We start from the raw sequence: 13,538 nt of genomic DNA on the forward strand, positions 1-13,538 counted from the left end.
CGTTTACGGCGACGGCCCGAAGGGCGAGCGAAGCGAGTCATCCTGCACGACCCACCAATGCAAAAAAGCGCCCTAAAGGCGCTTTTTTGCTATCTGCGGTATAACATCACTCTTCCGTCAACGTTGCTATCAACGACTTAATCGCCGGTGTCGCCTGCTTCTCGTCATACACCACATACAAATCTGCCGGTATACGTACCTGTAATGGACGAAATACCACACCGGGCCACTGCATTTGCGCATAGCTGTCAGCAGCTAACGTAATCCCCATTCCCATACTGATCATTGCCAGCACCGTCTGCGGTTCATCGGCTTCACGCACTATCATCGGTGAAAAACCGGCCTGCTGACACACTCGCTGTAAGAACGACCAGTCAGAATGCGCAGACGGCATAGTTACAAAGTACTCATTCTGCAGTTCGGTGAGCGCAATTGCGCTTTCCCCCACCAGCCGGTGATCCTCCGGCAGTGCAACCAGAAATGCCGCATCCCGTAAGCGGATACTGGTAAACCCTGCGGTGGGCTCGGTAGCCATTCGCCAGATCCCGACATCCAGCTCCCGGCGCTCTAGCAGCGCCATTTGCATTACCGGCGACTTTTCGCGAAAGACGACATCAACGTTCGGATGCTCTTTCAAAAATGTGCGCATGACCGTGCGCACTTCGCTCCACATGGCGGTACCGACAATGCCCAGCGCAATCCGCCCCGCCTCACCCCGTCCAATTTGTTCGACCCGCGCCAGTGCCTGGTTTGCACTGGCAAGCAGTCGACGGGACTCTTCCATCAATACTTTACCCGCATGGGTCAAGGCGACGCTTCGTGAGTGGCGAATAAACAGTAAGGTACCGAGCTGACTTTCCAGCTCTTTTATATGCAGGCTCAACGGCGGCTGCGACATATTGAGACGGGCCGCAGCCCGTCCAAAATGAAGTTCCTCAGCGACGGCCAGAAAATAGCGCAGCAGCTTAAGGTCGGTTCGGTAGACGCGTTCCATCAACACATATCCTGGCGATAACACTTATGCTCCCACCTTAAAGCCTTTCACCGCCTGCCGGGAAAACTTTAATGCGCAACTGTGCGCAACCCGCTGTTTTGACTGGTGTGGCGATAGTTAAAGCTGAAATAAAACACCACGGCGAGCACCAACGCATACGCCGCAAATACCAGCCAGATGGTCTGCCAGTCTTTCACCCCGTCCACGGAGAAATAATCTACCGCCGCGCCGCTCAATACCGATCCGAAATAAGCACCGATACCGTTAACGGTCGTCATAAACAGCCCTTGCGCGCTGGCGCGGATATCAGCGCTTACCTCCTGTTCGACAAACACCGAGCCGGAGATGTTGAAGAAGTCGAACGCGCAACCATAGACCAGCATTGACAGCATCAACAGCCCGACGCCTGTTGCGGAAGGATCGCCATACGCAAAGAGTCCAAACCGCAGCATCCAGGCCACCATGCTCATCAGCATCACGGTTTTTATGCCAAAACGTCGGAGGAAGAAAGGAATGGTCAGGATGAACAGCACCTCTGACATCTGCGAGACGGAGAGCAAAATAGAAGGATATTTAACGATAAAGCTTTCCGCATACGCCGGATTACGCGCAAAATCATGCAGAAAGGGGCTACCGAAAGTATTGGTGATTTGCAGCACGGCGCCCAGCAGCATCGCAAACAAAAAGAACACCGCCATTCGGGGCTGTTTAAACAGGACGAACGCATTCAGGCCAAGTTTGCTTGTCAGCGACGATGAGGTTTTATTCTTCACCACCGGAATGGCCGGTAACGTCAGTGAATAGAGCGCCAGTACCAGCGATGCGGCAGCAGCAATGTAGAGTTGAATGTTGGTTAACTCTGCACCCATCAGGCTTATGGCCCACATCGCCACAATGAAGCCTACCGTGCCATAGACCCGCACCGTTGGAAAATGGGTCACCGTGTCCAGCCCTGCCTGCTCAAGACAGGAGTAGGAAAGGGTATTCGAAAGCGCAATGGTTGGCATAAAGGCCATGGCATTAACCAGCATGACCCAGAACATCAGCCCCGGTTCATTGACCTGCGCGGCATAGCAAAGCGCAACGGCACAGACGAGATGGCAAATCACATATGCACGATCTGCCCGCAGCCACTTATCGGCAATAATGCCCACCAGCGAGGGCATCACGATCGCGGCAAGCCCCTTCGAGCTGTAGACCATACCCACGTCAGAGCCGGAAAAACCCAGGGTGTTAATCATGTAAGCGCCGAGAGTAACGAGCCAGCTTCCCCAGATAAAATATTGCATAAAGGACATCATCTTTAAGCGCGTCGTGATGTTCATACCCGATTCCTTATAGCAGAGTGGCCCTCACGGGCCACGGTGTTGTTTCGCTCAGGCAAGCTGGCGCAGAAAACCGCAGATAAGATCGATGAAGTTCTGGCGAGAGAGTTCGGCGGCGGCAAGCGTTTGTTCATGCGACAGTTTTACATCGCTCAGACCTTCAGCAAGGTTGGTTATGGCCGAAACGGCGACCACCTTCAGGCCACAGTGGCGCGCCGAGATCACTTCCGGCACCACTGACATTCCCACCACATCTCCGCCGATGATCTGCATCATGCGGATCTCAGCCGCGGTTTCGAAGTTAGGGCCTGGATAAGAGACAAACACCCCTTCATGCAATGGAAAGCCCTTCTCGCTCGCCACGGTCTGCAGCAGGGCACGGCAATCTGCATCATAAGCATTGGCCAGCGAGAAAAAACGGTCGCCAAAACGGTCATCGTTCAGCCCGACCATCGGGGTACCCGGCAGGGTGTTGATGTGGTCGCTGAGGGCAACCAGGCTTCCCGGTTCAACCTCCGGACGTAATGAACCGGCGGCATTGGTACTGAACAGCAGTTCGCAGCCCAGCAGTTTGAAGGTGCGGATTGCATCGGTCATGACGGCGATGCCGCGGCCCTCATAGAAGTGACCGCGCCCTTTCATGCAGGCGACCGGAACACCGGCAAGATGTCCCAACACCAGCTCACCGGCGTGACCGTGAACGGTGCTCACCGGGAAGCCCGGCAGTTTTTCATAGCTCAGTACCACAGCATCAACAATCTGCTCGGCGAGCGCACCAAGACCTGAGCCGAGAATAAACGCAACCCGCGGAGTGAAATCAGGTTTAGCGGCACGAATGATGTCGGCAGAGAACCAGGGATTATTCGAGAGGGTCATAAAAGCTCCTTGAGAATTAAGATCGCGATATCACCGATCGCATGACCTTAGTCTTATATCTGGAGCCTGCGGGTTACCTCCAATACACTTTCTCTGCACCATCAATACTGATTTGGTATCAATACCTTTCCCTGCCAGATATGGCAGTTTTGCTCAAGCTAATTGCGTTGGCGCCGATACCTCTGTTTTACAGCGAGAGGAAAAAGTATGACGACCATTCAGGCTACAACCCAGCCCATTCAAACCAGCGGTGGCGGGAGTCGTTCTTCCGGCGGCAACGATATCGCTGCCCAGATCAGCCGTATCACTGACAAGATAACCAAGCTGACTCAACAGTTAAAAGAGGTTGCGAACGGTTCCGGCAGTGCGGAAGAGAAGAAGAAACAGCAGGAGCTTATCCAGGTGCAAATCAAAGTGCTGCAGGCACAGCTCGCACAGCTACAGCGCCAGCAGGCGGAAGAAGCCCAGAAGAAACAAGAGCAAAGTCTGGTCAACGTGGAAGGTCCGAAGAACGCATCAGACAATCATCAAATAGACATCTACGTCTAACGCTCTGTTGAGTTAAACAGTGGATCGCGTATACGGGCCTCGGTTAATCGTTGCGCCTGGATACGCACTACTTCCCAGATAGCCTGCGCAGCCCCGGAGAGCGAACGGTTTTTTCGCCGTACCAGCATCAGTTTTCGCTCAATAGCAGGCGTCAGTCGCTTCACGACCAGACGGCTTCCCTGCGGCAAAGGGAGCGCCAGGGCGGGTAATACACTGATCCCTATGCCGGCCTCCACCATGGGAAACAGCGTTGCCGGGTGTCCAATCTCCTGCACAATGGTCGCCTTAACGCCCTGCGTCACCAGCGCAGAATCAATCAGCGGACGGCTGCCCGAGGCATAATCCTGTAATACCAGGTTCGCTCCCTGCAACGCCTGCCAGAGAACAGACGGCTGCGCGGCTAGCGGATCGTCGTCCCGGCAAAGCAACAGAAACGGCTCAGAAAGCACAATTTCACACTCCAGGTCACTCACCTGACCGGGATCGATAACAATACCAAAATCCACATCACCCTGACGGATGCTCTCCAGCACCCACTGCTGCGGCCTGTCATGCAAAACAAAATCAATATCCGGATAGCGATGATTACCCTCTGCAATACACTGCGGGATAAGGTGCGCGGATATCGTCTGGCTGGCCGCAACCCGCACGGTACCCGACAGCTGCTGCCCCAGTCGACCTACATCTCTGAGCGTACTGTTGAGTTCGTCCAGCAGCCGTTCAAGGCGCTGAGCCAGCTGCTGTCCGGCTTCCGTGAGCACGACTTCACGCGTGGTGCGATCAAGCAGCCGGACACCCGTCTGGCTCTCCAGCTCTTTCACGCTGTGGCTTACCGCGGACTGGCTCAGGCCGATGATCTCCCCTGCCCGGCTGAAGCTGCGGGCATGGGCTACGGTGACGAAGATGCGAAGCTGGCGTAAGGAATAATTCATCTGTTTAATTCATGAATGGATGCAATAAATCAATTTTATTTCTCAAACAGAAAAAAGCACAATAGCGATATCTGTTTTCAGGAGTCATTATGAAACTATTTCGTATTCTTGATCCGTTTACGCTTACTCTGGTTGTCACGGTATTATTGGCCTCCTTCTTCCCTGCGCGGGGCGGGTTCGTTCCTTTTTTTGAAGGACTGACGACCGCGGCCATCGCGCTGTTGTTCTTTATGCACGGCGCAAAGCTCTCACGCGAAGCCATTATTGCGGGGGGGAGCCACTGGCGACTGCACCTGTGGGTGATGTGCAGCACGTTCATCCTCTTCCCTGTACTCGGCGTACTGTTCGCATGGTGGGCGCCGGTGAATGTCGACCCGGCCCTTTATACCGGCTTCCTGTATCTGTGCATTCTGCCGGCCACCGTGCAGTCCGCTATCGCGTTTACCTCTCTGGCGGGCGGTAACGTCGCAGCCGCAGTCTGTTCAGCGTCGGCATCCAGCCTGTTAGGGATTTTCGTTTCGCCGCTGCTGGTGGGTCTGCTGATGAACATGCACGGCGCGGAAGGTAACCTGGAACAAGTAGGTAAAATCTGTCTGCAGCTGCTGCTGCCGTTTGTGCTGGGCCATCTCTCTCGTCCGTGGACGGGCGCGTTTGTTGCAAAGCACAAAAAATGGATCTCAAAAACCGACCAGTCATCGATTCTGCTGGTGGTCTATTCAGCCTTCAGTGAAGCGGTTGTGAATGGCATCTGGCATAAGGTGGGCGCAGGCTCGCTGCTGTTTATCGTGGTGGTCAGCCTTGTTCTGCTGGCGATTGTGATTGGCGTAAACGTCTTTGTGGCCCGCAAGTGCGGCTTCAACAAAGCCGATGAAATTACCATTGTCTTCTGTGGCTCGAAGAAGAGCCTGGCGAACGGCATTCCTATGGCAAACATTCTCTTCCCGACCTCAATGATAGGGATGATGGTACTGCCGCTGATGATTTTCCATCAGATCCAGCTGATGGTCTGCGCGGTGCTGGCGCGTCGTTACAAACGCCAGACGGAAAAACAGGCGCAGGAAGAGACCCGCGCCGCGAAAGCTTAAGGACGTTTCAGGGGCTGAACCAACTGCGTCAGCCCCTCGGTTTTAATCAGTAACGTGATAGCCATCAGTTCACCCAGTCGTCCGGCCGGGAACCCATCTTTGCGGGCAAACCACAGCAAATAATCTTCCGGTAAATCAATCAGCCTGCGGCCCTTATATTTACCGAATGGCATCTCCGTGTTGGCGATCTCAACGAGCTGCTCTTTCTCCACGTTACTCTCCTAACAGGCGCATCATTTCTGCTTCGTCGATAACCTCAATGCCCAGCTCCTGAGCTTTAGCAAGCTTCGAACCGGCGGCTTCCCCGGCAATAACCAGGTCGGTTTTCTTCGACACGCTGCCTGCCACTTTTGCGCCCAGCGCAACCAGTCGCGCTTTAGCATCATCACGTGAAAGCTGGCTCAGGCTGCCGGTCAGCACGACCGTTTTGCCGGCAAACGGGCTGTCGATCTCGTCAGCGTTGACCACGACCGGAGCCGGCCATCTGATGCCCTCTTCCAGCAGCTTGCCGATCACCTCGCGGTTGCTCTCTTCGGCAAAGAAGTTAAAGACATGCGTCGCGACGACAATCCCCACGTCCGGGACTCTCTGCAGCTCGTCAATACTCGCTTTTTCCAGAGCTTCCAGCGTACCGAAATACGCTGCCAGCCCCGCCGCCGTGGCTTCACCCACTTCGCGAATACCGAGCGCATAAAGGAATCGGGCAAAAGTCGTCTCTTTGGCAGCATCCAGGGCATTAACCACATTCTGGGCCGACTTCGGTCCCATGCGATCAAGACCCGTGAGTTTACCCGCGGTCAGTTTAAAGAGATCTGCAGGCGTATGAACATATTCTTTCTCTACCAGCTGATCGATAATTTTGTCGCCCATTCCGTCGACGTCCATCGCCCGACGGGAAACGAAGTGCTTCAGTGACTCTTTACGTTGTGCCCCGCAGATTAAGCCACCCGTACAGCGAGCCACCGCTTCACCTTCAACGCGCTCAACGTCAGATCCGCATACCGGGCAATGCGTCGGGAACACGATGGCGCGCGTATCGTCAGGACGCTCTGACTCAACCACGTTCACCACCTGCGGGATAACATCGCCCGCGCGACGAATCACCACTTTGTCACCAATGCGCAGGCCGAGACGTTCAATTTCATCGGCGTTATGCAGCGTGGCGTTACTCACCAGCACGCCGGCAACCTGCACCGGCTCCAGACGGGCAACCGGGGTAATCGCGCCCGTACGGCCCACCTGGAACTCCACGTCACGGACAAAGGTCATCTGCTCCTGCGCCGGGAATTTAAACGCCACTGCCCAGCGTGGCGCGCGCGCCACAAAGCCTAACTGCTCCTGCAGCACAAGTGAGTTAACCTTGATAACCACGCCATCAATATCAAAACCAAGCGTCGGGCGGTCTTCTTCCACTTTGTGGTAGAACGCCAGCACGGCTTCCGGGGAGTCGCACAGCTGAACACGGTTACTCACCGGCAGGCCCCACGCTTTAAACTGCAATAAACGTCCGAGATGGGTATCCGGCAGTTCACCGCCTTCCAGAATCCCGACGCCATAGCAGAAGAAAGTAAGCGGTCGCTTCGCGGTGATACGGGGATCAAGCTGGCGCAGGGAGCCTGCCGCCGCATTACGCGGGTTAGCAAACACTTTCCCGCCGGTACGGCGCGCCTCTTCGTTGATTTTCTCGAAGCCCGCCTGCGGGAGGAATACTTCACCGCGCACTTCCAGACGGGCTGGAATATTATCCCCTTGCAGCTTCAGCGGGATCGCACGGATGGTGCGTACGTTGGTGGTGATGTCTTCACCCGTCGTACCATCACCCCGCGTCGCGGCACGCACCAGCACACCGTTTTCATAGAGAAGGCTGACCGCCAGACCATCCAGCTTCAACTCGCAGCACCAGGTCAGGGAGTCGCTGCTTTTGAGGCGATCCTGCACGCGCTTGTTAAACGCGAGGAAGCTCTCTTCATCAAAGACGTTGTCCAGAGACAACATTGGCACTTCATGACGTACCTGACTGAAAGCACCCAGCGGCTCCGCGCCCACGCGCTGCGTGGGTGAGTCGGGCGTAATCAATTCCGGGTGCTGCGCCTCTAGTTCGCGCAGCTCGCGCATCAGACGGTCATACTCCGCATCCGGCACTTCCGGCGCGTCCATAACATGATAGAGGTATTCATGATGGCGAAGCGTGGTTCGCAGTTCAGTGAGTTGTTGTTCGATTGAGTCCATATCACACCATCAATGAGAAAAAACCCCCGACATGCGGGGGTTGAGGAGGAGTCGATGTAAACGCGATGATTACGCGTTGGCTTCCTTAACTTCGCGGATGCGGTCCTGATATTCGCGCAATTTCTGCGGCGTCATCATACGACGCTGATCGTCGAGCACCACACCACCGACTTCGTCAGCAATGTGCTGTGCGGACTGCAGCATCAGCTTAAAGTTTTGCAGTTCATCACCGTAGGACGGCACCTGCATGAAGATAGTGACACCCGGCGTCACGAAATCACCGGTCATTTCTGGGTCAAAGGTGCCAGGGTTGACCATATTGGCCAGGCTAAACAGCGCCGGACCGCTACCGTCAGGACTCAGGTGACGATGGAAAATATTCATGTCGCCAAACTTGAAGCCTGCCTGTTGAATGCTGTTAAGCAGGACATCGCCATTCAGGTGGGTGCCATGATGCGCAGCCACGTTCATGATGATGACCGCTTCTTTACGCTGCGGTTTTTCAACAACCGGTTCTGGCTCAACCACGGGCTCTGGTTCAACGAGCGGGGCCGGCGCAGGCTGAGGTGCAGGCTGCACGTGAACAGGCTGCTGCGGTTGGTGTACCGGCTGTGCAGGCTGTTGTGGCGCGGGTTGCTGCACAGGCTGTTGCTGAACCGGCTGTGGCGCAGCAGGCTGCTGATGGACAGGCTGTTGCGGCGGCTGACGCACCGGCTCTTCTCCAGGCTGCGGCGCCTGCTGGCGCGGCTGTGCAGAAGCATACGGCGGTTGATACTGGTGCTGCGGAGGCTGACGAGGGGCTTCATGCTCCCCATGAGCCGCGCCGGGCGCAGTATTGACCCGATGAACACGAACTTCACCCACGCCGTCGTCGTCGCTTCCGTCGATGTCATTTTCACTGTCATCGTCATCACGACTGGACTTCATGCGCTTCAGTGGGCGATCGCGAAACATAGAGGAACGCTCTTTACGGCTGGTCCAGAAACCATGTACCAGTAAAGCGATTATGGCGATCGCGCCAACAATGATTAATATCAGACGCAAATCCTGCATCATTATATTCTCTGTTGTTCTAACACCTTGCCACCACGGCAAACATTTACTCACTAAGAGTATTTGCCGTTTACGTCAAGTGCAAGTGTGTGCAGAGCATTCACAGCATAAAGATGAACTAAATCGTGCTTTTTGCTGTTTTTTCGAACATTTCCGAACTGGTCATTGGTCCGTAAGTGGATAATATAGGCGGGCAATTCCACTGGTTGTGAAAAAAGGAGTACAGCCTGGTTATGGTTTCAACATCATCTTCTCACCCGCGCAGCGGCGTCTGGTATTTTTCTCAGGGCTGGAAACTGGTCTCACTGCCGGGGATTCGTCGCTACGTCATTCTGCCGTTGCTGATTAACATTATCCTGATGGGCGGCGCGTTCTGGTGGCTGTTCACCAGACTGGAGAGCTGGATCCCTTCGCTGATGAGCCATGTGCCGGACTGGCTGCAGTGGCTGAACTACCTGCTCTGGCCGGTTGCGGTCATCTCCGTGCTGCTGGTGTTCGGCTACTTCTTCTCGACGATTGCAAACTGGATCGCTGCGCCGTTTAACGGCCTGCTGGCAGAACAGCTGGAAGCACGTCTTACCGGTGCAACGCCGCCGGATACGGGCATGCTGGGGATCATGAAAGATATCCCACGCATCATGAAGCGCGAATGGCAGAAGTTTGCCTGGTATCTTCCCCGCGCCATTGTGCTGCTTATCCTTTATTTTGTCCCTGGCGTCGGTCAGACGGTGGCCCCGGTGCTGTGGTTCCTGTTCAGCGCCTGGATGCTGGCAATCCAGTACTGCGATTATCCGTTCGATAACCACAAGGTGCCGTTCAAAACGATGCGCAGCGCCCTGCGCACGCAAAAAGTCGCGAATATGCAATTCGGGGCGCTGACCAGTCTGTTCACCATGATCCCGGTGCTCAACCTGTTCATCATGCCGGTCGCCGTTTGCGGCGCAACGGCGATGTGGGTTGACTGCTACCGTGCTAAGCACGCGTTATGGAAGTAATGCAAAAATGTGTAAAAAGGGGGTGGCTTATGCCGCCCCTTATTCCATACTGATCCCCATTATTTCCTTGCAGTATATAGATATGCGAATTCCTTACTTCCCCCTACCTGTTCAACAGGTATGCTGGGACGGTATCCCAATTTCATACAGTTAAGGACAGGCCATGAGTAAGATTTATGAAGACAACTCGCTGACTATCGGTCATACGCCCCTGGTTCGACTGAACCGTATCGGTAATGGACGCATTCTGGCGAAGGTCGAATCACGTAACCCGAGCTTCAGCGTAAAGTGCCGTATCGGTGCAAATATGATTTGGGATGCTGAAAAACGTGGCGTGCTGAAGCCAGGCGTTGAGCTGGTTGAACCGACCAGCGGTAACACCGGTATCGCACTGGCCTATGTTGCGGCGGCGCGCGGTTATAAACTGACGCTGACCATGCCTGAAACCATGAGCATCGAACGTCGCAAACTGCTGAAAGCGCTGGGCGCGAACCTGGTGCTGACCGAAGGTGCCAAAGGCATGAAGGGTGCGATTCAGAAAGCAGAAGAGATTGTTGCCAGCGATCCGGCGAAATATCTGCTGCTGCAGCAGTTCAGCAACCCGGCGAACCCGGAAATTCACGAAAAGACCACCGGCCCGGAAATTTGGGAAGATACCGACGGTCAGGTTGATGTATTTATCTCCGGTGTAGGCACCGGCGGAACCCTGACTGGCGTGTCGCGCTATATAAAAGGCACAAAAGGTAAAAAAGACCTGATTACCGTTGCCGTGGAACCAACCGACTCACCGGTGATCACCCAGGCGCTGGCGGGCGAAGAGATCAAACCCGGCCCACATAAAATTCAGGGTATCGGTGCCGGCTTCATTCCGGGCAACCTGGATCTGAAGCTTATTGATAAAGTGGTGACCATCACCAACGAAGAAGCTATCTCTACCGCACGTCGTCTGATGGACGAGGAAGGTATTCTGGCGGGCATCTCTTCCGGTGCTGCTGTTGCGGCAGCGCTCAAACTTCAGGAAGATGAGGCCTTTACCAATAAGAATATTGTGGTTATCCTGCCTTCATCGGGTGAGCGTTACTTGAGCACCGCACTGTTTGCCGATCTGTTCACTGAAAAAGAACTGCAACAGTAATGCCAGCATGTTAATAACGCGTAAAAAAGCACCTTTTTGGGTGCTTTTTTGTGGCCTGCTTCAAAGTTTTACCCCTCCTGGCATTGATTCACCCCGTTGGGTCTGGTATTTAAACCAGCAATTATTTTGATGCGTGAAATTAATCAGTGAACGAAATAGCCTTGCTGAATCGATTTTATGATTTGGTTCAAGTCTTGCTTTCACTGCATAATGTTTAATGACGATCGAAACGTCAGCGCTAACAATACAGGCTAAAGTTAAGTCGCCAGGCTAGACTTTAGTTCCACAACACTAAACCTATAAGTTGGGGAAATACAATGTTCCAGCAAGAAGTTACCATTACCGCTCCGAACGGTCTGCACACCCGCCCTGCTGCTCAGTTTGTTAAAGAAGCGAAAGGCTTCACTTCTGAAATCACTGTGACTTCCAACGGCAAAAGCGCCAGCGCAAAAAGCCTGTTCAAACTGCAGACTCTGGGTCTGACTCAGGGTACCGTTGTCACCATCTCTGCTGAAGGTGAAGACGAGCAGAAAGCAGTTGAGCATCTGGTAAAACTGATGGCTGAGCTCGAGTAAGTTTCCGGGTTCTTTTAAATATCAGTCACAAGTAAGGTAGGGTTATGATTTCAGGCATTTTAGCATCCCCGGGTATCGCTTTCGGCAAAGCACTGCTGCTGAAAGAAGACGAGATCGTCATCGACCGGAAAAAAATTTCTGCCGACAAGGTTGATCAGGAAGTTGAACGTTTTCTGAGCGGTCGTGCCAAGGCATCTGCGCAACTGGAAGCAATCAAGACTAAAGCTGGCGAAACTTTCGGTGAAGAAAAAGAAGCCATCTTCGAAGGGCACATCATGCTGCTCGAAGATGAGGAGCTGGAGCAGGAAATCATAGCCCTGATTAAAGATAAAAGCATGACGGCAGACGCTGCTGCGCATGAAGTTATCGAAGGTCAGGCAACTGCCCTGGAAGAACTGGATGATGAATACCTGAAAGAGCGTGCGGCTGACGTACGTGACATCGGTAAGCGCCTGCTGCGCAACATCCTGGGTCTGGCCATTATCGACCTGAGCGCTATTCAGGATGAAGTCATCCTGGTTGCCGCCGATCTGACCCCGTCTGAAACCGCACAGTTGAACCTGAAAAAGGTCCTCGGTTTCATCACTGACGCGGGCGGCCGTACCTCCCACACCTCTATCATGGCGCGTTCTCTGGAACTGCCTGCCATTGTGGGTACCGGTAGCGTCACCTCTCAGGTTAAAAACGACGATTATCTGATTCTGGATGCCGTAAACAACGTGGTTTACGTCAACCCAACTAACGAAGAGATCGAAAAACTGCGCGCGGTTCAGGAGCAGGTTGCGACTGAAAAAGCGGAACTCGCTAAGCTGAAAGACCTGCCTGCCATCACTCTGGACGGTCATCAGGTTGAAGTGTGCGCAAACATCGGTACCGTACGTGACGTCGATGGCGCTGAGCGCAACGGCGCGGAAGGTGTGGGTCTCTATCGTACTGAATTCCTGTTCATGGACCGTGATGCGCTGCCAACTGAAGAAGAACAGTTTGCTGCGTACAAAGCTGTGGCTGAAGCGTGTGGCTCTCAGGCGGTTATCGTCCGTACCATGGATATCGGTGGCGACAAAGAGCTGCCGTACATGAACTTCCCGAAAGAAGAGAACCCGTTCCTGGGCTGGCGTGCGATTCGTATCGCGATGGATCGTAAAGAGATCCTGCGCGATCAGGTTCGCGCTATCCTGCGTGCGTCTGCTTTCGGTAAACTGCGCATCATGTTCCCGATGATCATCTCTGTTGAAGAAGTGCGTGCACTGAAGAAAGAGATCGAAATCTACAAACAGGAACTGCGCGACGAAGGTAAAGCATTTGACGAGTCAATTGAGATCGGCGTGATGGTGGAAACACCTGCGGCAGCGACCATTGCGCGTCATTTAGCCAAAGAAGTTGATTTCTTTAGTATCGGTACCAATGATTTAACGCAGTACACCCTGGCAGTTGACCGTGGTAATGATATGATTTCACATCTCTACCAGCCAATGTCACCGTCCGTACTGAACTTGATCAAGCAAGTTATTGATGCTTCTCATGCAGAAGGTAAATGGACTGGCATGTGTGGTGAGCTTGCAGGCGACGAACGTGCTACACTTCTGTTGCTGGGTATGGGTCTGGACGAATTCTCTATGAGCGCCATTTCCATCCCGCGCATTAAGAAGATTATCCGTAACACGAACTTCGAAGATGCGAAGGTGTTAGCAGAGCAGGCTCTTGCTCAACCGACAACGGACGAGTTAATGACGCTGGTTAACAAGTTCATTGAAGAAAAAACAATCTGCTAATCCACGAGATGCGGCCCA

The 13,538-nt window shown here is 53.9% G+C and carries 13 protein-coding genes; 6 read left to right on the forward strand and 7 right to left on the reverse strand.

All coding sequences use genetic code 11. The annotated features are described in order from the left end of the window. Window positions 1-106: 106 nt before the first annotated feature. The 3 genes from L462_RS11455 to xapA form a co-directional block, all read right to left on the reverse strand. Window positions 107-994: a LysR family transcriptional regulator gene (locus tag L462_RS11455; RefSeq protein ID WP_020883096.1), complete on the reverse strand. Its 888-nt coding sequence runs from the start codon at window positions 992-994 to the stop codon at window positions 107-109. Window positions 995-1,062: 68 nt separating this feature from the next. Further along, entirely contained in the window at window positions 1,063-2,319 is a 1,257-nt protein-coding gene (locus L462_RS11450) for a nucleoside permease (RefSeq protein ID WP_032678653.1), read from the reverse strand. Between the two features lie 51 nt (window positions 2,320-2,370). After that, window positions 2,371-3,195, reverse strand: a complete 825-nt coding sequence (gene xapA / locus L462_RS11445; RefSeq protein ID WP_014171078.1) for a xanthosine phosphorylase — start codon at window positions 3,193-3,195, stop codon at window positions 2,371-2,373. A gap of 207 nt (window positions 3,196-3,402) precedes the next feature. On the opposite strand from xapA, the gene L462_RS11440 reads away from it, so the two are divergent. Continuing rightward, window positions 3,403-3,744, forward strand: coding sequence for a FlxA-like family protein (locus tag L462_RS11440; protein WP_020883093.1), 342 nt, complete (start codon window positions 3,403-3,405; stop codon window positions 3,742-3,744). On the opposite strand, the gene L462_RS11435 is transcribed toward L462_RS11440, so the two are convergent. Beyond that, window positions 3,741-4,676 carry a LysR family transcriptional regulator gene (locus tag L462_RS11435; protein ID WP_020883092.1) on the reverse strand — a complete coding sequence of 312 codons (936 nt, stop codon included), beginning with the start codon at window positions 4,674-4,676 and terminating at the stop codon, window positions 3,741-3,743. The genes L462_RS11440 and L462_RS11435 overlap by 4 nt on opposite strands. Window positions 4,677-4,765: 89 nt before the next feature. On the opposite strand from L462_RS11435, the gene L462_RS11430 reads away from it, so the two are divergent. After that, window positions 4,766-5,761: a bile acid:sodium symporter family protein gene (locus tag L462_RS11430; RefSeq protein WP_014171081.1), complete on the forward strand. Its 996-nt coding sequence runs from the start codon at window positions 4,766-4,768 to the stop codon at window positions 5,759-5,761. Here L462_RS11430 and L462_RS11425 read toward each other — a convergent pair. The 3 genes from L462_RS11425 to zipA all read right to left on the reverse strand — a co-directional run bounded on the left by L462_RS11425 (window position 5,758) and on the right by zipA (window position 9,046). Beyond that, on the reverse strand, window positions 5,758-5,973 hold the full coding sequence (locus L462_RS11425) for a DUF3820 family protein (protein WP_014171082.1): 216 nt from the start codon (window positions 5,971-5,973) through the stop codon (window positions 5,758-5,760). The two genes, L462_RS11430 and L462_RS11425, sit on opposite strands and share 4 nt — an antisense overlap. Before the next feature lies 1 nt (window position 5,974). Further along, window positions 5,975-7,990 carry an NAD-dependent DNA ligase LigA gene (gene ligA, locus L462_RS11420; protein ID WP_032678654.1) on the reverse strand — a complete coding sequence of 672 codons (2,016 nt, stop codon included), beginning with the start codon at window positions 7,988-7,990 and terminating at the stop codon, window positions 5,975-5,977. Window positions 7,991-8,059: 69 nt separating this feature from the next. Then, on the reverse strand, window positions 8,060-9,046 hold the full coding sequence (gene zipA / locus L462_RS11415) for a cell division protein ZipA (protein WP_020883089.1): 987 nt from the start codon (window positions 9,044-9,046) through the stop codon (window positions 8,060-8,062). Window positions 9,047-9,276: 230 nt separating this feature from the next. On the opposite strand from zipA, the gene cysZ reads away from it, so the two are divergent. From cysZ to ptsI, 4 genes are all read left to right on the forward strand, one after another. Beyond that, a complete protein-coding gene (gene cysZ, locus L462_RS11410; protein WP_032678655.1) occupies window positions 9,277-10,038 on the forward strand; it encodes a sulfate transporter CysZ in 762 nt (253 codons plus the stop codon). A 163-nt stretch (window positions 10,039-10,201) separates the two neighbouring features. After that, window positions 10,202-11,173, forward strand: a complete 972-nt coding sequence (gene cysK, locus L462_RS11405) for a cysteine synthase A (protein ID WP_020883087.1) — start codon at window positions 10,202-10,204, stop codon at window positions 11,171-11,173. A 317-nt stretch (window positions 11,174-11,490) separates the two neighbouring features. After that, window positions 11,491-11,748, forward strand: a complete 258-nt coding sequence (ptsH, locus tag L462_RS11400; RefSeq protein WP_000487600.1) for a phosphocarrier protein Hpr — start codon at window positions 11,491-11,493, stop codon at window positions 11,746-11,748. Between the two features lie 44 nt (window positions 11,749-11,792). After that, window positions 11,793-13,520, forward strand: coding sequence for a phosphoenolpyruvate-protein phosphotransferase PtsI (ptsI, locus tag L462_RS11395; RefSeq protein WP_014171087.1), 1,728 nt, complete (start codon window positions 11,793-11,795; stop codon window positions 13,518-13,520). The last annotated feature ends 18 nt before the right edge of the window (window positions 13,521-13,538 follow it).

This window comes from Enterobacter sp. BIDMC 26, assembly GCF_000534435.1.
In the GTDB taxonomy this organism is placed as follows: domain Bacteria; phylum Pseudomonadota; class Gammaproteobacteria; order Enterobacterales; family Enterobacteriaceae; genus Enterobacter; species Enterobacter ludwigii.